General features: G+C 75.2%; 4 protein-coding genes. All 4 read right to left on the reverse strand.

Annotation, left to right across the window (positions count from 1 at the left end; all coding sequences use genetic code 11):
• Window positions 1-113: 113 nt before the first annotated feature.
• From ACIRVF_RS20730 to ACIRVF_RS20745, 4 genes are read right to left on the reverse strand one after another with little or no spacing between them, the layout of a single operon-like run.
• Window positions 114-2,723: a beta-ketoacyl synthase N-terminal-like domain-containing protein gene (locus ACIRVF_RS20730; RefSeq protein ID WP_402819559.1), complete on the reverse strand. Its 2,610-nt coding sequence runs from the start codon at window positions 2,721-2,723 to the stop codon at window positions 114-116.
• 21 nt (window positions 2,724-2,744) lie between these two features.
• On the reverse strand, window positions 2,745-3,878 hold the full coding sequence (locus ACIRVF_RS20735; protein ID WP_402819562.1) for an OzmP: 1,134 nt from the start codon (window positions 3,876-3,878) through the stop codon (window positions 2,745-2,747).
• Window positions 3,879-3,931: 53 nt separating this feature from the next.
• Window positions 3,932-7,387, reverse strand: coding sequence for an amino acid adenylation domain-containing protein (locus ACIRVF_RS20740; protein ID WP_402819565.1), 3,456 nt, complete (start codon window positions 7,385-7,387; stop codon window positions 3,932-3,934).
• On the reverse strand, window positions 7,384-22,149 hold the full coding sequence (locus ACIRVF_RS20745; protein ID WP_402819568.1) for an SDR family NAD(P)-dependent oxidoreductase: 14,766 nt from the start codon (window positions 22,147-22,149) through the stop codon (window positions 7,384-7,386). Before ACIRVF_RS20745 ends, ACIRVF_RS20740 begins: the two co-directional genes overlap by 4 nt.
• Window positions 22,150-22,747: the final 598 nt, after the last annotated feature.

Consider the following 22,747-nt stretch of genomic DNA (forward strand, 5'->3'; position numbering starts at 1 on the left):
TCATCGGTTGGCGCTGAGGCCGGGTGCGTACCGCTGCTGCGCCGGGGCGGCGCGAGGACGCCGGGGGGCGTCCGGTGGATCGGCGTGGGCGGAGCCGGTCCACCGGACGGGGACTACTGCCGGGCCGCCGCGCGCTGCGCCCGCCGGGAGGTACGGCCGGCGGCGGCCGGAGCGGTGCCCTGGGCGGGGCCGAACTCCATCAGCTCGGCGAGGTTGTCGACGAAGGCGCGGATGGTCGGGAACTCGACGAAGGAGGTGGCCGGGACGGCGAAGTCCAGTTCCTCGCTCAGCTTCGCGACGACCTCGATCAGCACCAGCGAGTCCAGGCCCAGGTCGAACAGGTTGGTTTCCAGGGCGGCGAGATGACGGCCGCCGAGCACCTTGCCGATCTCCTCGACGAGGTAGTCGGTGACCAGCTCGACGTTGTGCGCCGGGTCCTCCGCATCGAAGCGGGCGAGCAGCCGGTCCGCGGCGGCCGGGGCGGCGGCGGTGGCGTGGCCGCCCGGCTCCACCCAGTGCCGGCGCCGCTCGAAGCGATGGGTCGGCAGCGGTACCCGGCGGGGGTCGCTGCCCTCGTGCACGGCCCTGAAGTCCAGCTGCGCGCCGTGCGTCCACGCCTGTCCGGCGAGCGCCAGCAGGTGGGCCAGGCCCGCCGCCCCCTCCTCGGTCGGGGCAAGGCGCAGCGCGTGGCGGCCCTCGGCGGCGAGCAGCGCGTCCAGGCCCTCCACCGGCGCGACCGCGGCGCTCCAGCTGTCGGGCAGCCGGCTCTCGTCCTCGGTCATCCAGCGGCCGGTGCGGGGGTTCAGCACCGGCAGGCGCGGCACCTCCGGCCTGGCGGGCGCCTCGCCGCCGGCCAGGGCCAGCGCCTCGGCGAGCGGCAGCGCCCCGGCGAGGGCCGCCGCGACGGCCGTGCCGCGGCCACTCGCCGCCAGGGCGGCCGGGGCCACTCCCCAGGCGGTCAGTGCGGAGGCCAGCGCGTACTCGTGGACGGCGCCGTGCTCGCGCAGCACCGCCTCGCTCCGACCGTCCCGGCCCAGCGCGGCGGCGCAGGCATCGGCGGCGGCGCGGTACGCGGGCACCGTCCGGTACAGCTCGTCGGTGTCCGCCTCGTCCGCGCCCTCCCCGGTCAGCACCAGGACGGGCCCGGCACCGTCGGGGCCGGCCACGGCCTGGTGCAGCCGCTCCTCGTCGCCGACGGCCAGGGCCATGGCGGCGTCCCGGGTGCTGCGGGCCACCAGCGCCAGCCGGTGGGCGTGGCCGCGTCGGCCGAGGCCGAGTGTCTGCGCGACCGCGCCGAGGTCCAGGTCCGGGTGCTGCTTGAGGTGACGGGCCAGAGCGGTGGCGGCCTGCTTGAGGGCGGCCTCGGAACGGGCGGAGAGCACCAGCAGCTCGCGGTCGCGCCCGCGCGGCGCTTCGGTGCGGACGGGCGGCTCCTGGAGCACCACGTGGGCGTTGGTGCCGCCGATGCCGAAGGAGCTGACGCCGGCCCGACGCGGCCCGTCGGCGGCCGGCCAGGCGGTGGTCTCGGTGTTGACGTAGAACGGACCGGCCGCGAAGTCGATGTCCGGGTTGGGCCGGGTGTAGTGCAGGCTCGGCACCAGGGTGCCGTGCTCCAGCATCAGCGCGGTCTTGACCAGGCCGGCCATGCCGGCGGCGGTGTCCAGGTGGCCGATGTTGGTCTTCACCGAGCCGAGGGCGCAGAAGCCGGTGCGCTCGGTGCCCTGGCGGAAGGCCTGGGTGAGCGCGGCGACCTCGATCGGGTCGCCGAGCGGGGTGCCGGTGCCGTGCGCCTCGACGTAGCCGATGCTGTCCGGCTCGACGTCGGCGACCTCCTGGGCGTCAGCGATGACCTCGGCCTGCCCCGCGATGCTCGGCGCGGTGTAGCCGGTCTTCAGCGACCCGTCGTTGTTGACCGCCGACCCCTTGACCACGGCGTGGATCCAGTCCCCGTCGGCCAGCGCCTCCTTGAGCCGCTTCAGCACCACCACCCCGGCTCCGCTGCCGATCACGGTGCCCTGGGCCTCGGCGTCGAAAGCGCGGCAGTGGCCGTCCGGGGAGAAGATCATGCCTTCCTGGTACTGGTAGCCCTGCCCCGGCTGGCCCAGGTGCACCGCGCCGACCAGCGCCATGTCGCATTCGCCGCTGAGCAGCGCCAGGCAGGCGGTGTGCACCGCGACCAGCGAGGTGGAGCAGGCCGTGTTGATGTTGATGCTCGGGCCGCGCAGGTTGAGCTTGTACGAGGTGCGGGTGGCCAGGAAGTCCTTGTCGTTGGCCAGCATCAGCCGGTAGTGGTCGACGGAGGACGCCGAGCGGTAGCGCTCGCCCAGGTTGTGCAGCAGGTAGGTGTTCATGCCGGCGCCCGCGTAGACGCCGATGTGGCCCTCGTGGCGGTCGGGGTCGTACCCGGCGCGTTCCAGGGCCTCCAGGGCGCACTCCAGGAAGATCCGGTGCTGCGGGTCGAGGATCTCGGCCTCGTCGTGGGTGAACCGGAACAGCTCGGAGTCGAACAGGTCGACGTCCGGGATGGTCTGGCCGGCCTTCACGTAGCGCGGGTCGGCCAGCCGTTCGGCCGGAACCCCGGCGGCGAGCAGCTCCTCGTCGGTGTAGCGGGTCAGCGTTTCGCGGCCCTCGCGCAGCACGTCCCAGAACTTGTCGACGGAGTCAGCGCCCGGGAAGCGGCAGCTGATGCCGATGATCGCGACATCGGAGTCGGAAACGGTCACGATGTTCTCCCTGGTGAGGTCTCAGCTGAGCCGGATGCCGAGATCGGCGGCGACCGAGCGCATGTCGAGGAAGGTCTGGGCGACGAAGCGGGCGGCTTCCTCCGAGGCGTCCATCCGCTGGAAGAGGTCCACCAGCACGGCCTCGTGGTCCGACCTCTCGCCCTCGTCGGCGGCGATCGCCATCACGACCTCGCCGAGGCGCTGCTCCACGTCGGCGAGGTCCAGCGAGCGCGGGAACTTGATGCTGAAGGTGTTGCGGTCGTAGTCGGCGTTGCGTTTGACCGACCGCACGTGGCTCGCCGCGTTGAGCTTGTAGAACATGCAGTCCCAGTTCTTGAACGAGTAGTAGTTCAGGAGCGGGAAGAGCGTGCAGTGGGTCTCCAGCGGCGAGGACTCGTACAGCCCCTTGGCGCGCAGTTCCTCGACGATCCGGTCCGGGTCGTACTCGTGCCGCATCGCGATGAACGGAAAGACGATCTTCGGCAGGTTCTCGTCCTCGTCGAAGAGCAGCTCCTCCAGCTGCCCGCCGAAGAGGGTGTCGGTCAGCCGCTCGCCGAAGGTCTTGTAGAACCCCCGGACGACCTCGCGGACGTTGGACTCCATGGTGAGGATCTGCTGCGGGTCGGCGCACAGCGCGATGTACGGGATCTTCTGGCGGTAGGCCATCAGGATCGCCCGCAGCACGAAGAAGGTCCGGCAGGAGACACACGGCAGCTTCTCGTCCAGGTACTTGCCGGGCTTCTTGGGAGCGCGGCGGTTGAACACCTCGCGCATCATCAGCTTGATGTTGTCGTCGTCGGCGTCCAGCACGAACGTGGCCGGGATCTTCTCCCGCGCCAGCGCGATGTTCTGCGCCGCGTGCACGCTCTCGAACGGCACGTCGAAGGTGAAGGCGAGCACCCGCTTGTCGTACTCGTTGACGAACTTGTCCAGCATGTAGGTGCTGTCCTTGCCGCCGCTGTACATGAACAGGCAGTCGAACTCGCCGGAGGCCGGCGGGGCTTGCTGGAACTCGGTGAACACCTCGTTGGTGTAGCGGTAGTTGTTCAGCAGGTCCTCGGCGAAGTCCAGGTTGCAGAGATTGCACACCTGCTGGTCGTCGAGGACCACGCCCGGGTGGTCGGCCTTGAGCGAGCAGACCTTGCAGCTGGACACGGAACCCCCTGTGGTACCCGTCTGGGATCGATTTGCGGTACGGGAGGCGTCGGTCATCCGCGCCTCCTGCGGCCACGCCGCTGCGCCAGCGCCGTGACGTCCCGCCCGCGCCGCTGAGCGGCCGGCGGGGCGGCGGCGGGCCCGGCGTTCTCGGTGAGGTGCGCCGCCATGGCCCGGACGGTCGGGTTCCCGAACATGTCCAGGCGGGTGACCGGGCGGCCCAGCCGCTCGCGCAGCGCGGCGACCACCGAGGTGAGTCGCAGCGAATCGCCGCCCAGGTCGAAGAAGTTGTCCTCGGCGCCGACGGTCTCCAGTCCGAGCACCGCGCACCAGACCTCGGCGATGCCGCGCTCCAGGTCGGTGCGGACGGCCGCCGCGCCGCCGGCGATCCGGGCCGTGCCCGGCTTCGGCAGCGCCTTGCGGTCGATCTTCCCGTTCGGGGTGAGCGGCAGCGCGGGCAGCACCACCAGGGCCGAGGGGACCATGTACGCCGGCAGGCGCTCGCGCAGCGCCGCGCGCAGCTCGGCCGGGCCGGCCGGCTCCGCGGTGCCGGTCGCGTAGGCCACCATCCGGCGCTCGCCGGGCTGGTCCTCGCGGACGACCGCGACCGCGGCACTCACCCCGGGCAGTCGGCGCAGCGCCGACTCGACCTCGCCGAGCTCGATCCGGTAGCCGTTGAGCTTGATCTGTCCGTCGATGCGCTCCAGGTACTCCAGGCGTCCGTCCGGCAGGTGGCGCACCAGGTCGCCGGTGCGGTAGGCCCGGCCGCGCCCGGCGGGCGCGGTCACGAAGCGCTCGGCGGTCAGCTCGGGCCGGCCGAGGTAGCCGTCGGCGACGCCGTCACCGGACAGGTACAGCTCGCCGGGGACGCCGGGCGGGACGGGCTCGCCGCGCTCGTCGAGGACGTGGCAGCCGGTGTTGCCGATCGGGCGGCCGATGGTGACCGGCTCGCCGGGGCGGACCCGGTCCACGGTGGACCAGATGGTGGTCTCGGTCGGGCCGTACATGTTGAACAACGCGCCGACCCGGTCCGCGAGTCGATCGGCCAGCTCGGCGGGCAGCGGCTCGCCGCCGCACAGCGCGCGCAGCTTCGGGTCACCCTCCCAGCCGGCGGCGATCAGCATCTGCCAGGTGGTGGGCGTGGCCTGGAGCACGGTCGGCGCCGCCCGCTCGACCCGCTCGCGCAGAGCGAAACCGTCGGCCGCGACCGCGGCGGGCAGCACCTCCACCGTGCCGCCGCGCACCAGCGGGAGGTAGAGCTCCAGCCCGGCGATGTCGAAGCAGACGGTGGTGAGGGCGAGCAGCGAGTCCCGCGAGCCGAAGCCGGGCCTGCGGGCCATCGTCCAGAGGAAGTTGACCAGCGCCCGGTGGCCCACCTGGACGCCCTTGGGGACGCCGGTGGAGCCGGAGGTGTAGATCACGTACGCGGGCGCGTCCGGGGTGGAGCGGTCCATCGGCGCGACGGCCGGCTCCCCGGGGGCCTCCGGCTCCACCAGGACGGGGGTGACCGGGAAGTCCGCCAGGGCGGCGCCCAGGGTCCCGTCGGTGAGGACCAGCCGGGCGCCGGAGTCGTCCAGCATGTGGCCGATCCGCGCGGGCGGGTAGATCGGGTCGATCGGGACGTAGGCCGCGCCGCTCTTCATGACGGCCAGCAGGGCGGTCACCAGTTCGACGGAGCGCTCCAGGTAGACGCCCACCAGGGCGCCGGGGCCGACGCCCAGCTCGATCAGCCGGTGGGCCAACCGGTCGGCGGCCTGGTCCAGTTCGGCGTAGGTCAGCTCGCGGTCGAGGTGCCGGACCGCGGGCGCGGCCGGGGCGGCGCAGGCGAGGTCGGCGAACAGCCGGCTGACGGTGCGCTCGCGCGGGTACTCCTCGGCGGTGTCGTTCCAGCGACCGTCCAGCAGCTCGCGCTCCTCGGCGGTGAGCAGCGGCAGCGCGGCGAGCCGCTGCCCGGGGGCGGCCGCCGCGCCGTCGAGCAGGAGGGCGAAGTGCTCTGCCAGCCAAGCGAGCTGATCGGCCGGCAGGCCGTCGAAGGAGACCGTGCCGTGCTCGTCGATCGCGACCGTCAGCGGGCGCCCGGTGTCCAGGGGCGCGGCGCCGGGCAGCCGGACGGCCACCGGAAGGCCGCCACGGGCGACGCCGGGCAGCGCGGGGTGGCGCAGCAGCAGGTCACGCCGGTACGGGGAGCGGGCACGCAGGGTCGCCAGCTCGGCGCCGACCGACTCGGCCAGCTCCGCCAGGGTGTGCTCCAGCAGGCCTTCCGGGGCACGCAGTGGCACCTCGGCGGCCAGCAGCCCGGGCACCGGCGAGGGTTCGGCGAGCAGCGCGACGTCCCGCTCGCCGTCCCGGGTCAGGCGGGCCAGGAAGGCCAGCACGGCGGCCACGGCCGTGCGCTCCGGCGCGTCGCCCTCACCCGCCAGGGCAGCGGGCAGCGGCACCGGGCCGGCCGGGCGTGCGGGCGCGGTGAGACGGCCGAAGCGCGGCGGCAGGACGGGTTCCAGCGTTTCGAGGACGCGCAGCCAGCGGCCCTCCTGCCGGAGGGCGGCCCGCCCGGCGGCGGCCAGCTCGACGACCTCGGCCTCGGAGGGTGCGGGGAAGCGACCGCCGTGCTCGCGGGCCAGGGTGTCGGCGAGGGCCGGCAGGTCGACCGGCTCCCCCTCCGGATCGGCCAGGGCGGTCAGCCGCAGGTCCCGGTCGGCCGTGGCGACGGTGAGGGCGTCCGGGCCTGCGTCGACCACCGTGCCGGGGTCGGCGGTGGAGGGGCGGTCGGTGATCTCCACGCCCTGGACGGCCAGCAGGCGTCCGCCGAGCGGCAGCAGCGGAACGCCGAAGTCGTTGCGGCGCCGGCCGAAAGCGGTGGCCCGCACCAGCGCGTCGAGTTCGGCGGCCGGGCGGCGCAGGTCGAAGACGCCGCCGCGGGGCGGGCCGTCGAAGCGGCCGTGGTAGGTGCGCAGCGACAGGTCCTGCGGGGTGCGCACGGCGGTGCCCGCGGCGAGTTCGTCGACCAGCTCGGTGAAGGACTCGACGCCGGCGTCGAAGCAGGCGACGTCCAGGTCGTGGACGGTGGCGGCCGGGTCGACCGGCACCTCCCGCTGCTTGAGCAGGTCACCGGTGTCGGCTTCGGTGGTCATCACGTGCCAGGTGACGCCGTGCTGCTTGTCGCCGTCCAGAATGGCCCAGCTGGTGGCGAACAGCCCGGCGTGCCGGGGCAGCGGCCCGTCGTGGAAGTTGACCGGCAGGCGGCTCGGCAGGGCGAGCACGCTGTCGGGCAGCATCCGCAGGTTGGCGATGCTGAACAGGTAGTCGAAGCGCAGCGGGGCGAGCCGCTCGGCGAGGTCGGGGCCGAACGGAACGGCCGTCAGACCCTCACCCTGCGCCCAGGCGGTCAGCGCGGCGGACGGGGACACCACGGCGGCCACCGTGTGCCCGCGCGCCAGCAGCACGCGGGTGCACTCGACCAGCAGGGCCTCCTCGCCCACCACCACGCAGCTGAACGGCTCGGCGGTCATCGTGCGCCTCCTTCGGACTCCCCGCGCTGGGAGAGCAGTTCGGCGAGCAGCTCCTCGACGGCTGCGTCGGACAGTCCCGCGACGAGGCGCTCGGCCTCGCCGCCCGGAGCCTGCGGCGCCGCCGGCGCGGGGGGCTCCGGTGCCACCGGGGCGGCCGCTGCGGGCCGGGCGGCACCGAAGTGCTCGGCCAGCCGGCGGATGGTGATCCGCTCGAACAGCAGGGTCGCGGGCTGCGGTCCGTAGACGGCCTCCAGGCCCCGGGTCAGTTCGAGCACCACGAGTGAGTCGACACCGTAGTTCTCGAAGGTGAGGTCGGGGTCCAGCTGCCCGGGCGCCATCTCCAGCACCCGGGCGAAGACGGCGGTCACCTGCTCCAGCGCGTCGTCCCCGACCGGCAGGGCGGACGGTGCCGGTGCCGGTGCCGGTTCGACGGCGGGGGCGGAGACCGGGGCGGCCGCGGACGCGGGCGCAGCTGGGGCCGTGGCCGTGGCCGTGGCCCTACCGGGCGCCGGCAGCAGGCCGTCGCTGACCGCCGCGATCACGCTCTGGTGGGCCGGCCCGGCCTCCGTGGTGGGCGAGCCCACGCTGATGTCCCGGAAGCCGCTGCCCGCCAGTACGTCGCGCCACTGCCGCTCGCTCGCCAGCGGCGAGCCGGGCATCCGCTGCCCGGCGTCCTCGAACAGCCACCAGCCGGTGGTGAGGCCGAAGATCAGCGCCAGCTGGTGCCGGGGCCGGGTGCCCTCGACGGCCAGCAGCACGCCGCCGCGGCGCAGCAGCAGCTTGGCCTGGCCCAGGGTCGTGGCCAGCGACCTGGTGGCGTGCAGGACGTTGGTGCCGAGGACCACGTCGTAGCTGCCGATCGCCGCGCCCTGGGCCGCCAGGTCGGCCTCGACGTCCAGGACCTCGAAGCGGGCGAACGGGTGGCCCGCGCCGAACCGGGCGCGGCCCTTGCGGACGAAGGCCGGGGAGAGGTCGGTGAACACGTACTCGACCGAGTCCGCGTACGGCGCGAGCGCCGCGAGGACCGTCGCGCTGGTGCCGCCCGTGCCGGAGCCGACCTCCAGGATCCGCACCCGGCAGCCGGGCTCGGCGGCCAGCCGGGCCTCGACCTGCTCGACGACCAGGCGGGCCACCTCGGCGTTGCAGCGGTCGGTGACCGGGTCGCCCCGGTAGACGGCGGCCACGCGTTCGGAGGAACCGTCGGGGAACAGCACCTCCATCGCGCCGCGCCGGCCGGTGAGCACCTCGGGCAGCGCCGCCAGGCAGTCCCGCAGCAGCGCGGCCACCGGCGCGACGCCGGGGTGACGGCTGATCAGCCCGTCGGTCTCGCGGTCGAGCAGCTCCTGCGGTTCGACCGCCGGACCGACCGACTGCACCCAGCCGCCCTCGGCCTTGAGCAGTCCTGCGGCGGCCAGGATGTCCAGCTGCACCTGGAACAGCGCGGCGTGCTCGGCCACCACGCCGAGGCGGGCGGCCAGGACGGCGCGGTCGTGACGGAGCTCGGGCTGCTCGAACACGCCGAGGCGGTGCAGGGACGCCGCCAGCAGCCGGACCGCGAGCTCCTCAAGCTCGGCCACCGCTGCCTGATGGGTCATCAGTTCACGGTCGGTGCCGGACTCCTGTCGGGTGCGGACCTCGGGCAGCACCGTCGGCACGGCGCCCGGCAGCACGGCCAGGGTGCGGTCCGGCACGACGCCCAGGTTGTCCAGGATGTGCCGGTCGGCGTCCAGGGCCAGCAGTTGCGGGAGGTCGCCGGAGAGCATCCGCTCGACCACGCCCATCCCCCGCTCGGCGGACATCGGCCGGATGCCGGCCGCCTCGAAACGGCGCAGCACCCGCTCGCGCCCGGCGTCGCCGCCCGCGTGCCAGTAGCCGAGGTTGAGCACCCGGACCGGGAAGGGCAGGGTGCGCGCGGCGTGCAGGGCGTAGGCGTCGGCGAAGGTACAGCCGGCCGCGTAGCCGGCCTGGCCGTGGTTGCCCTCGAAGCTGACCCCTGAGGAGTAGAACAGCACGAAGTCCAGCGGCTCCTGCCGCACCGCGTGCAGCAGGCTCCAGGCGGCGTCGGTCTTGGACTCCAGCGCCGCGCGCAGCTCCGCTTCCGGCAGCTCCCGGACGACCTTGTTGACCAGCACCATCGCGGCGTTGACCACCCCGTGCAGGGCACCGAACTCCCGCTTGGCCAGGGCGATCGCCTCGCCCAGCGCGGCCGGGTCGGTGGCGTCCAGCGCGAGGTGGCGGACCTCGGCACCGAGCGCGGTCAGCTCGGCCAGCGTCCCGCGGCTCCGCTCGTCCAGCGGGGAGCGGCCGACCACGACCAGCTTCGCCCGGTACGTCTCGGCCAGGTGGCGGCAGGTGTCGCGGCCGACGGCCCCCAGGCCGCCGATCACCAGGTACACGCCGCCCCGGCGGAACCGGGTACCGGTGAGCGGTAGTTCGACCTGCTCCAGGGTCCGCACCCGGCGCACGCCCGCCCGCAGCGAGACCGGCACCGTGCGGGCCGGGAAGGGCTCGGCCGCCACCGCGCCGGCCACCTCGGCGGCCTCGGCGGAGCGCACGTCGACCAGCGAGACCCGTAGCGTCGGGTACTCCTTGCCGACCACGGTCGCCAGCCCGGCCAGGGTCGCCGGCCAGGGGCCCGAGTCGTCGCCGGCCTCCAGCGGGTGGACGTCGGTGGTGACGACCTTCAGCCGCAGTTCCCGCTCCAGCAGGCCGTGTCGGTCCAGGGCGCGCACCAGGCGGTAGAGCGAGATCACCCCGCGGTCCATCAGGGCGCGCACGGCGGCCCGGTCGGCGGGCTGCTGCTGCGGCCCGGTGCCGAGGAAGTACACCAGGTCCGGTCCGCCGTCCTCGGTGAGGGCGCGGTCCAGCTCGGCGTCCGTCAGACCGCCGGGGCCGATCGGCAGCCGGCGCAGCAGGGCGTCCCGGTGAGCCAGGGCGAGGCCGACGGCCGGCTCGGCGTCCGGCCGCTCGCCGACCAGCAGGACGCGGCGGGCGGGCGCGGCCGTGCCCTCGGCGGGGCTCGCGGTCCAGACCGGGCGGTAGCCGGTCACGGTGGCGGGCTTCGCCTCGCGGTACGTCAGGCCGGTGAAGCGCACCCGGACGGCGCCGTCCTCGTCGAGCAGCAGGACGTCGCAGCGGTCGGCGCCGGTCTCACGGACGTCCGACCAGCCGGTGGCCGGCACCGGGCCGAAGACCTCCACCCGGTCCACCGCGAACGGCAGCATCGGCCGGGCCAGCGGCCCCCGCCGGCGCACCAGCAGCGCGGCGACGGTGTGCAGGGCGGCGTCCAGCACTCCCGGGTGCAGCGGGTGGGCGGCCTCGACGGCGACGGCGCCGATCCGGCCGAGCACCCGGTCGGTGCCGGTCCACACCTGGTCGACCCGGCGGAAGAACGGGCCGTACGCCAGGCCCTGCCCCTCCAGCAGGCGGTAGAAGGCGGCCCGGTCGGGACCGGCCTCCAGGGTGGAGCGCAGCGTGGCGAGGTCGACGGCGGGCGGGGCGGCCGGGGCGGTGTCCAGGCGGCCGCAGGAGCGCAGCGAGCCGTCCTCGCCGAGGAGCTCGTAGCGGTCGCCGTCGAAGCGGACCGCGACGGTCGCCTCGGCGCCGTCGACGGCCAGCGGGGCGATCCAGCGCACGTCGGCCAGTGCCCGGCCGGCCAGCCCGCCGAGGGCTTCGGCGACCAGGTCCAGGTGTCCGACGCCCGGCAGGATCGGGCGGCCGGCCACCACGTGGTCGCGCAGCACCGGGGCGTCCGCCGACAGCGTGCGGCGCCAGGGTCCGGCCTGCGGCGGGGCGGTGGGGGTGACGGGAGCCGGAGCGGCCGTGAGGTCCAGCCAGTGGCGCACCCGCTCGAACGGGTAGGTCGGCAGCGGCACCCGACGCCGCTCGCTCGCCCGGGCCTTGTGCACCACGTCCCAGTCGAGGGTGATGCCGGAGACCCAGAGCCGGGCCAGCAGGTCGTCGTCACCGGCCAGCACCTGGGCGGTCAGGAAGTCCCGCCCGCCGACGCTCATGGTGAACAGGTCGGCCAGCGGCGGGTGCTGACGGACGTTGCCCCGGTGCAGCCACCGGCCCTCCTCGCCACGGCCGACGGCGGCCAGCCGCTCGGCGGCCTCGGCGAGGTCGGCGGCGACGAACGCCAGCCGCTCGGCCATCGGCTCCCGGCCCACCCGCAGGGTGTAGGCGACGTCGGCGAGCCGCGGCGCCGCCGGGTCGGCCAGCGCCACCGCCAGCTCGGCCGCGTAGGCGCGCAGCCGTCGCTCGTCGCGGGCGGAGAGCAGGATCAGCTCCGGCCCGGCCACCTGTGCGTCCGTCCCGGGTGCGACGTACTCCTCCAGGATCACGTGCGCGTTGGTCCCGCCGGCGCCGAAGGAGCTGACTGCGGCGCGGCGCGGCTGCGGGCGGCCCTCGGCGTCGTACGGCTGCGGCCAGGGCGCGGTCTCGCGCTGGACGGTGAACGGCGAGCGGGTGAAGTCGATGTTCGGGTTGAGCGTCTCGGCGTGCAGCGTGGGCAGCAGGGTGCCGTGCCGCAACTGGAGCACGGCCTTGGTGAACCCGGCGATGCCGGCCGCGCCCTCCAGGTGGCCGATGGCCGACTTGACCGAGCCCAGCGCGCAGAAGCCGGTGTCCGCGGTGTGCCTGCGGAAGGCCTGGGCCAGCGCGGTGTGCTCGATCGGGTCGCCCAGCGAGGTGCCGGTACCGTGCGCCTCGACGCAGCCGATCGTGCGGGCGTCCACTCCGGCGGCGGCCAGCGCCTGTTCCACCAGGGCCTGCTGGGCGTGCGGGTTGGGGACGGTGTAGCCGCTGGTGCGACCGCCGTGGTTGACGGCGGTCGCGCGGATCACCGCGTGCACGGTGTCGCCGTCCCGGACGGCCTCCGAGAGCCGCTTGAGCAGCACCGCGCCGACGCCCTCGCCCGGTACGTAGCCGCTGCCGTCCGCGCCGAAGGCCCGGCAGCGGCCGTCGGCCGACAGCATGGTCTTGCGGCTGAGGTGGACGTACTTGTCCGGGTGCACGGCGACGTTGACGCCGCCCGCGAGGGCGTAGGAGCACTCGCCCCGGCGGATGCTCTCGCAGGCCTGGTGCAGGGCCACCAGGGAGGCCGAGCAGGCGGTGTCGACCACCACGCTGGGGCCGCGGAAGTCACCGAAGTACGAGACCTGGTTGGCGATCGAGGAGCGGTTGGCCAGCACCACCTGGTGGTTGCCGCGCGCGGACTCGGTGGCCGCCAGGACGGCGTAGTCGTCCCACATGACGCCGACGAACACGCCCACGTCGTGGCCCTGGCCGCCGAAGCGCGGCGCGGGGATGCGGGACGGGGGGTAGCCGGCGTTCTCCAGGGCCGACCAGGCCGTCTCCAGGAACAGCCGCTCCTGGGGGTCCATGGTGCGGGCCTGCATCGGCGAGATCTGGAAGAACAGCGAGTCGAAGGCGTCCACGTCCGACAGGAAGCCGCCCCAGCGGCTGTAGCTGCGGCCGGGCGCGGTGGGGTCGGTGTCGAACAGCGCCTCGGCGTCCCAGCGGTCGGCGGGCACCTCGGTCACGCAGTCCCGGCCGGCGGCCAGGTTGCGCCAGAACTCGTCCAGGTTCCGGGCCTGAGGGTAGCGGCCGCTGATTCCGATGACGGCGATCGGTTCGTCCTCGGCCGGCTCCCTGCGGGCCGGAACCGGTGTCCGGACCTCAGCCTCGGGGCCGGTGCCGGGCCGGGCCGGCTGTGGCACGGCCGGAGCCGGAACGGGGGCGGGGGCGGGGGCGGGGGCGGGGGCGGGGGCCTCGGGGAAGAGCCGCGCCACCGCGTCCGGGTGCTCGGCGAGCACGTGGTCGGCGAGTTCGTCCACCGTCCGGCATTCGAAGAACACCGTGCCGCGCAGGCCCGGGAAGTCCTTGCCGAGCAGGCCGTTGGACTCCATCACCAGCACCGAGTCCAGGCCGTAGTCGTCCAGCGCGACTCGGCTGTCCAAGCGTCCGGCGGGCAGCTTGAGCACCCCGGAGAGCACTCCGCTCAGGTGCTCGACCAGCCGGGCGCGCCGACCGTCCACCGTCGCACCGGCCGGCTTCGCCCCGGCCGGCGTCGCACCGGTCGGTTTCGCCGCGGCCGGGGCGGGCGTGGTCCCGGCCGGTTCGGCCGCCAGCAGGGCGGCGTCGAGGACGGCCGGTTCGCCCCAGGCCGGGAGCAGCCAGGGAGCGCCGAGGGCCAGCGCGCGCTCGAACGCGGCCAGGCCCTGCGCGGCGGTGAGGGCGCGCATCCCGGTGCGCCGGGCGTAGGCGGCCAGCTCCTGCTCCCGGACCAGCCCGTCGACGCCGCCGACCGCCCAGAGCGGCCAGTCCAACGAGAGGCTGCGGCCGTGGCGGGCGCCGCTGCGCACCTGGGCCGCGCGCCGCAGGACGAAGAGGTCGGCGAAACGATTCGCCGTGGCGTACGCGGCCGCGCCGAAGTCGCCGACCAGGGAGGAGATCGAGGAGAAGACCACGAACAGGTCGAGGGCGTCGTCGCGGGTCAGCCGGTCCAGGTGGACCAGGCCGCGGGTCTTGGCGGCCAGCACCCGCGCGAAGCGCTCGCGGTCACCGTCCGTGGCCAGGCCGTCGTCGGCGACCCCGGCCAGGTGGAACACCCCGTGCAGGGCGCCGAAGCGCTCCCGCGCCGTGTCAAGCGCGGCTTCCAGCTTCCCGACGTCCGCCACGTCGGCGCGGACGGCGAGCACCTGCGCGCCGAGGGCGGTCAGGCTGTCGTGCCAGGCCAGCTGCCCGGCGTCCGGCTCGGAACGGCCGACCAGCACCAGGCGGGCCCGGTGGGTCCGGGCCAGGTGCTCGGCGAGCACCCGGCCGATGGCGCCGCCGCCGCCGGTGAGCAGGTAGACCCCGCCCTCGCGCAGCACCTGGCCGCTCGTCGGGGCGACGTCCTCGGCCCGGCGCAGGACGCGGACCTCGCGCCGGCCGTCGGCGGCGCGGCGCACCTCCAGCCCGCCGACGCGCGGCGCGGCAGCCAGTTCGGCCGCGGCGGCCGCCGCGAGTCCGGCGGCCGGAGTGTGCCCCGGCACGCCCAGGGTCAGCAGTTCCAGGCGCGGGGCGACGGCAGCGGTGGAGCGTCCGAAGGCGGTCAGGGCGCCGAGTTCGGGGCGGTCGGCGCCGTCCTCCTGCGGGTGGAGCAGCAGGCAGCGGACGCGGCCGGGGAGTTCGTCGGCGGCCACCGCCCGGACCAGGCCGAGCAGGACGAAGCCGAGTCGCTCCAGGGTGGCGGGGTCGGGCTCGGCGTCGGCGGGGCCGACCCCGGTGAGACCCGCGGGGAGCAGCAGGTCCAGGCCGCCCTGGTCGGCGTACTCCGCGAGGCCGTCGGCCTCCTCGGCGAGGGCGACCACCCGGCGCCACGTCCCGGTGGCGCGCAGCGCGTCCGCCAACTCGTGGGTGCCGCCCAGCAGGGCGAGCGTCCCGGCGACGGGGCCGGCCTCGGGCTCTGCGGCCGCACGCCAGTACGGCTCGTAGAGGCGGACCTCTCCGTCGGCTGCCGCCGACGCGTCGATCCGGGCCGACACGGTGGCGGGGGCCGCGACGGTGGCCGGCGTGGTCCCGGCAGCGGGCAGCGCGGCGACCGGGGCCGGAGCTGCGCTCGGCAGTCGGCCGGCGAAGTCCTTCAGTACCGCCAGCACCCGCCCCTGCTCGTCGTAAACGGTCAGGTCGAAGCGGCGCACCCCGCCCGACTCCCCCACCAGCCGGGCGTGCGCCCAGCAGACGGCGGTCAGCGGCCCGTACAGCTCCAGCGCGCCGAGGCTGAACGGGACGGCCAGCTCGCCGGGGGTCGGTGCGGTGTCGCGTCCGGCCCAGTGGCAGGCCCGCAGGGCGCCGTCGAGCAACGCGGGGGGCAGCTCCGTGCCGGCCTCGCCGGTGAGCTTCAACAGCGCCTGGCCGGCCCCGCTGCGAACCTCCTCGACGACCTGGAAGGACGGCCCGTAGCCGAAGCCGGCAGCCCGGTAGTCGGCGTAGACCCCGGCCCGCTCGCGCACCGCCGGCAGGGCGGCGCGCAGCGCGGCGAGGTCGGCGGCGGGCTGTCCACCGTCGGCGGCGGGCGCGGCGATGCCCCGGGCGTGGGTGGTCCGGCCGTCCGGGCCCTCGCTGTAGACCTCGAAGGCGAGCGCGGCGTCCTCCGGGCGGAAGGCCGCGTAGAGGGCCAGTTCGCCCTGCGGCAGCTCGATCGCCCGGCCGAGGACCACCTCGCGCAGACTGTGCCGCACGCCCGGCTCGGCCAGGCCGGCGGCGGCCCGGACGAACGCCAGGGTGGCGGCGCCGGCCAGCAGCGGACGGCCTCCGATGACGTGGTCGCGCAGCAGCGGGTCGCCGGCGCGCAGGGTCTTGCGGAAGCGCGACTCGCGGACCGTGGACTCGTTGGCGTCCACCAGCGGGTGCGGCGCACCGTCGCCGAGGTCCGGGTCGAGCGGGATCCAGTAGCGCTCCTCGGCGAACGGGTAGCGCGGGGCGCGGACCCGGCGCGGTGCCGGGCCGGAGCGGGAGGCGTGCCAGGCGGCCCAGTCGACGTCGGCGCCGGCCAGCCAGCGGCGGGCGTGTTCGCCCAGCGGGCCGCCGCCGACGACCTCGGGCACCGCTCCACCGTCGGCGAACGCCCGCAGCGCGGCGAGCAGTTCGGCACCGTCGGCGGCGAGGACGGCGAGCCGCGCCTCGAACGCCTCGCGGCCGACCTGGCTGGTGTAGCAGAGGTCGGCGAGCGGGACGTGCTCGGTCGCCACGAAGTGCGCGGCGCGGTCGGCGTAGGCGCGCAGCCGCTCCTGGTCGCGGGCGGAGAGCAGGAACAGGACGGGTTCCACGGTGTGCTGCTCACCTGCCGGGAGGGGGTCGGTCGGGTCGGCGCTCGGGGACTCCTCCAGCACCAGATGGGCATTGGCGCCGCCGGCGCCGAAGGAGCTGAGGCCGGCCCGGCGCGGCCGGTCGCCGTCGGGCCAGGCGGACAGTTCGCGCTGGACCCGGAACGGCGAGCGGTCGAAGTCGATGTTGGGGTTGAGCTCGGCGGAGTGCAGTGAGGGCACCAGGGTGCGGTGGGCGAACTGGAGCAGCACCTTGGTCAGCCCGGCCATGCCGGCGGCCGACTCCAGGTGCCCGACGTTGGACTTGACGGAGCCGATCGGCCACCGGCCGGGCTCGGCGGCCGCCGAGCGGTAGGCGTTGGTGAGGCCGGTCAGCTCGATCGGGTCGCCGAGCGAGGTGCCGGTGCCGTGCGCCTCGACGTAGCCGATGTCCTGCGGCTCGACGCCGGCCCGCGCCATCGCCTCGGTGATCGCCCGCTGTTGCGCGTGCGGGCTGGGCACGGTGTAGCCGTTGGTCCGGGCGCCGTGGTTGACCGCGCTGCCGAGGATGACGCCGTGGATGCGGTCGCCGTCGGCCAGCGCCCGCCGGTAGGGCTTCAGCAGGACGGCGCCGACGCCCTCGCCGGGCACGTAGCCGTCGCCGCCCGCTCCGAAGGCGCGGCAGCGGCCGTCGGAGGAGAGGAAGCGGCCCTGGCTGAGGAAGGCGTACTTGTACGGGTGGACGGAGACGTTGACGCCGCCGGCGATGGCGAGTTCGCTCTCGCCCCGGCGCAGCGACTCGCAGGCCAGGTGGATGGCGGTGAGCGAGGAGGAGCACATCGTGTCCAGCGCCAGGCTCGGGCCGGAGAGGTCGAGCGCGTAGGAGACCCGGTTGGCGATGGTGGCGAACGAGGAACCGGTGAGCGGGCGGCCGCCGCGAAGGGCGTCCAGGGCGCCGTGGAACTGGTACTCGCCGTACATCACGCCGACGTAGACGCCGACCGGCTGGCCGGCCAGGTCGGCGCGCCGGTAGCCGGCGTCCTCCAGGACGTGCCAGGCGTTCTGCAGGAAGAGCCGCTCCTGCGGGTCCATCAGTTCGGCCTGGCGGGGGGAGATGCCGAAGAACAGCGGGTCGAAGCGGTCGACGTCGCGCAGGAATCCGCCCCAGCGGGTGTGGGCGCGCCCGGGGGTGGCCGGATCGGCGTCGTACCAGCGGTCGCGGTCCCAGCGGTCCTCGGGGATCTCGGTGACGCAGTCGCGGCCCTCCAGCAGGTTGGTCCAGAACTCCTCGACGTCGTCGGCCATCGGGTAGCGGCCGGCCAGTCCGATGATCGCCACCGCCTCGTCCCGTTCGTGCTCGGGGACGGCCTCGGTCCGGGCGGGGCGGCGGACAGTCCGGGCGGTGCGCTCGACGGCGGGCCGGGCGGGGCGCGGCCCGCCGTGCGGCTGCGGCACGGCGGTCTCGGGCTCGGTGCCGAGCAGCTCGGCCGCGTGGTGCTCGGCGAAGTACCCGGCCAGCTCGCCGAGGTTGGCGTACTCGAAGAACAGCGTCTTGGAGAGGCCGTCGAAGCGGCGCTCCAGCTCCCGGTTGAGCCGGGTGATCATCAGGGAGTCGATGCCGTAGCGGTCGAACGGCACGTCCTCGGCGAGTTCCTCGGCCGCCAGGCCGGTCTGGGCGGCGATCAGCTCGCGCAGCAGGGCCATGGCGTCGGCGTGCGACCCGGCGACGGCGTCGGCGGTGGCCGCGGTGCCGGCGGCCGGGGCGGGCGCGGCGGCCGGCGCGCCGATGGCGGCGGTGATCCTGGCGACGTCGCCGTAGGCGGCCACCAGCGGGCCGGGCGTACCGAGGGCCCGGTCCAGCAGGTCCAGTCCGACGACGGTGGGCAGCACACCGAAGCCGGTGCGGTCGGCGATCTCGGCGGCGGCCTCGTCGCTCTGGCGCATCCCGCCCTCGGCCCACATCGGCCAGGCGATCGCGGTCAGGCCCGGGTGGCGCTCGGCGGCCGCCTCCAGATAGGCGTTGGCGTAGGCGTAGTCCGTCTGCCCGGCGCTGCCGATGTGGGCGGCGATGGAGGAGAAGGCGACGAAGAAGTCCAGCGGGTCCTCGGCGGTGGCGGCCACCAGGGCCTGCAACCCGGCGACCTTGGGCGCCAGGACGGCGGCGAAGTCCTCCGCCGCCTTGCCGAGGGCGAAGCCGTCGCGCAGCACGCCGGCCGCGTGCACGACCCCGTTGATCGGCCCGAACTCCTCGCGCACCGCGGCCAGTCGGGCGGCCAGCGCCTCGGCGTCGGCGACATCGGCCACCCGGTAGGCCACCCGCTCGTCCAGCCCGGCGGCGGGCTCCGCGCTGCGGCCCAGCAGGACCACCCGCGCGTCGGCCCGCTCCAGCAGCCGGCTCGCGACGGCCCGGCCGAGGCCGCCGGCGCCGCCGGTGACCACGTAGGTTCCGCCGTCGCGGACGGCCACCGGAGCGGCGGTCTCGGCGGGGACGGCCTGCGGCACCTGGCGGCCGGCGGTGGTGTGCCGGACCTCGGCGTCGCGGCCGGGCCCGGCCAGCTCCGCGGCGAGGGCGGCGGCCTCGTCGACGCCCTCGGCGAGGCCCACGGCCTGGAGGGCGAGCAGCGGGTTCTCCGCCCGGACACTGCGGGCGAAGGCGGCCAGGGCGGCGCGCTCGGGGCGGGCGCCGTCCGGTTCGTGACGGTGGAGCAGCAGGACGCGGACCGGCGCGGTCGGCCTGGCCCTCAGCAGCCCCTGGACCAGGCGCAGGGCCTGCTCGGGCTCCGGCTCGTCCACCACGAGTGTGGTGGTGACGTCAGGCTCCGCGGTGTCGGCGGCCGCGGCGGTGACCGGTTCGGCGCCGAGGGCGGTGAGCAGCGCGGCCAGTTCGGTCCGGCGGGCCTCGGTCGCGGCGACGACGGTGACGGCACCCGGCGCGGCCGCGCGGTCCTGCTCGACGGGGGCGTCGGCCCAGCGCCGGGCCAGCAGAGCGGCGGTCTCGCCCGCACCGGTCAGCACGCGGACGGCGAGGTCGGTCAGCCGGGCCAGCACCCGCCCGTCGGAGTCCAGCAGGGTCAGTTCGGCCGTCGCGGAGCGCTCGGTGGTCCGGCCGAGGGCGACGTGAACCCAGCAGGACCCGGTGACCGGGGCGTGGACGGTCAGCTCGCCGAGAGCCAGCGGCAGGAAACCGGCGGCGGCCGGGCCGTAGCGGCGGCCGAGCAGCACCACCAGGGCGTGCAGGGCGCCGTCGAGCAGCGCGGGGTTGAGCAGCGCGCCGTCCAGGGCCGCGCCCTCGGGCGGCTCCAGCAGGCCCAGGGCCTCGTCCTCGCCGAGCGCCATCTCGGCCAGGGCCCGCATCCGGGGGCCGTAGTCGAGGCCGCGGGAGCGCAGTTCGGTGTAGCAGTCCTGGTGGGCGACGGCCTCGGCGCAGCGCTCGGCGATCGAGGCCAGGTCGACCGGGGCAGCCGGCTCGGCGGGCGCGGGGTGCAGCTCCCCGAGGGCGTGAACGGTGTCGTCGGCGGTGACTTCAAAGCCGACCGAGTCGCCGTCGCGCCAGAGCTCGACGGTCGCGGTGCGCGGCCCGTCCGCGTAGGAGAGCAGCTGCTCGAAGGAGACACCGCGCAGCCGTACCGGGGCACCGGTGGACAGCTCGCCGGCGGCGCGGGCCAGCTCCAGGTAGCCGACCGCGGGCATCACGGGCGCGCCGGCGACCCGGTGGTCGGCCAGGTAGAACTCGTCGCCCGTGCGGCTGCTGCGGTAGGCGAGGGTGTCGAGGGTGGAGACGTTCTCGTCCAGCATCGGGTGCGGGCCCGCCGCGGCGACGGCGGGGGCGGCCGGACGGTCGGGCGCGGTCATCCAGACCCGGCGGCCCTCGAAGGGGTAGGTCGGCAGCGGCACCCGGCCGCGTTCCTCGGCGGCGAACCAGGCCTCCCAGTCGACCTCGACGCCGGCCTGCCAGGCCCGGGCGACGGCGTGCCACGGCCCGTCGGAGACGCCCACCACGAGGCCGCGGGCCTCCTCCTGGGCGCCGCGCAGGGTGATCCGGGAGCCACGGGCCTTGGCCTGCCCGGGCTTCGGGGCGTCCGCGGCCGAAGGTCCGTCGGCCAACGCGGCGGCGCCGTCGGCCAGGGTGAGCGCCCCGGTGACGCAGGCGCCGGCCAGCGCGGCGGCGCCGTCGCCGTGGATCGCGACGGGGCGCAGCCCCCATCCGAGCCAGAGCCGGCCGAGCGCGTACTGCAGCGCGAAGGCCTGGCCGCGCTCGCCGTGGTCGGCGGCGCCGGCCGCGAGGGCCGCCGCGTACTGCTCGGCGAAGTCCGGCTCGACGGCGGCCCAGCGCTCGGCGAGCGCCGTGGCGTCGGCGATCCGCTCGGCGAAGACGAAGGACAGTTCGCCGGTGCCGGCCGGACCGGTCGGTTCCGCGGCACGCAGGGCGCGGGCGAGTGCGGCGCGGTCGCCGCCGGTGACGGCGAGCCGGTGCTCGTGAGCCCGCCGGCCGACGGCCAGGGTGTAGGCGACGTCGGCGAGTCCGGCGGCCTCGGCGTTCTCGTCCGCGTCGAGGTGGTCGGCCAGCCGGTCGGCGGCGGCGCGCAGGGCGGTCGCGGTGCGCGCCGAGACGACCAGCACCTGCTCGGGGCGGGAGGGCCCGGTGAGCGGGGCGGGCGGGGCCTCCTCCAGCACGGCGTGGGCGTTGGTGCCGCCGATGCCGAAGGAGCTGACTCCGGCGCGCAGCGGCCCGTCGGCGGTCCAGGGCGCGGTGGCGCCGCTGACCTTGAACGGTCCCGACGCGAAGTCGATGGCCGGGTTGTCGGTGCGGTGGTTGAGGGTGGGCACCAGGGTGCGGTGCTTCATCATCAGCGCGGTCTTGATCACCCCGGCCACGCCGGCGGCGGCGTCGAGGTGACCGATGTTGGACTTCACCGAGCCGATCGCGCAGAAGCCGGTGTCGGGGGTGGCCGCCCGGAAGGCCTTGGTGAGCGCGGAGACCTCGACCGGGTCGCCCAGCCGGGTGGCGGTGCCGTGGGCCTCGACGTAGCTGATCGAACGCGGGTCGACACCGGAGACCGCGTGCGCCTCCCGGATCACCGCGGTCTGCCCGGCTGCGCTGGGGGCGGCGAAACTGACCTTGCCGGAGCCGTCGTTGTTGGTCGCCGTGCCCTTGATGACGGCGTGGACGGTGTCGCGGTCGGCGATGGCGTCGCGCAGGAGCTTGAGGACGACCACGCCGACGCCGTTGCCGAGCACGGTGCCGCTGGCGTCGGCGTCGAAGGTGCGCACGTGCCCGTCCTTGGACAGGATGGCGCCCTCCTCGTAGAGGTAGCCCTTCTCCTGCGGCAGCTTGACGGTCACGCCGCCGGCCAGAGCCAGGTCGCACTCGCCGTTGACGAGCCCCTGGCAGGCGAGGTGGATGGCGACCAGCGAGGTGGAACAGGCCGTCTGGACGTTGTAGCTGGGGCCCTTGAGGTCGAGCTTGTACGACAGGCGGGTCGCGAGGAAGTCCTTGTCGTTGCCGACCATCACCGAGAAGTGCTTGGAGGTGGTGGTCTGGTCGACGTTGGGCAGCACCTGCTGCTGGAGGTAGGTGTTGATCGCCGCACCGGCGTACACGCTGATCAGGCCGCCGTAGCGGCTCGGGTCGTATCCGGCGTTCTCCAGCGCCGCATGACCGACCGTCAGCAGGACGCGGTGCTGAGGGTCGATGAACTCCGCCTCCGAAGGCGTCAGTTCGAAGTACCCGGTGTCGAAGAGGTCGACGTCCGGGATCACTCCGTGCGCGGGGACGTAGTCGGGGTCGCCCGACAGGGCGGCGGGCACCCCGGCCCGGGCCAGCTCCTCACGGGTGAACCTGGTGATGCCCTCCCGGCCTTCGCTGAGCAGGCGCCAGAAGGACTCCACGTCGTCGGCGCCGGGGAAACGCCCCGCCATACCGACGATCGCGACGTCCGTCTCGGCCACCATCGGACCCTCGGGGATACTCACCGGGCCGACCCTCCCCCTTGCGTGCGCGCCCGGCCGGAGGGCCGGGCTGGATTGTGTGCTGGGAACCGCTGCCCCGGGGCCGGCTCCGTTGCCGGGCGGGCAGTTGCCGGGACAGGCCCGGAGAATCGGCCTTCCGGCGGTTTGATCGCATGCGAATGGAACTGGATCCACCCTCGCCGGGCGCGCCTGAATTCCATCAGATCAATGAATGTCGGTGATTTCTCCACGGCATCGGATTCCGGTGGAATTCGGCCGCCATCTTCCCCCCCGGGACGATCTGCGGTGCGCTTTCGGCGCCGGCAGTCCGGCGTGGGCAGATCACTGGTGAATCCCCCTCGCCATCCATCCCGGAGCCTAGTCCGCCGCACCCGCGGGGCGCAACGAATTCATCTGAGAAATGATCAGAACCGCGCGCCCGCAGGGGAGAAGCCACGGCAGGCCGCGAAGGCGCCGACGAATTCGCGCTCCGCGGCCTGCGCCGGCTCCTCGGCCTGCGCCAGCTCCTCGGCCTGCGCCGGCGCCCCGGTGGAACGGGACCGCCCGGTCGCCGGGCCGACCGACCGGCGGCCCGGCCCCGGTCAGGTGCCTTCGCGGCGGT

The organism is Kitasatospora sp. NPDC101157, assembly GCF_044768255.1.
In the GTDB taxonomy this organism is placed as follows: domain Bacteria; phylum Actinomycetota; class Actinomycetes; order Streptomycetales; family Streptomycetaceae; genus Kitasatospora.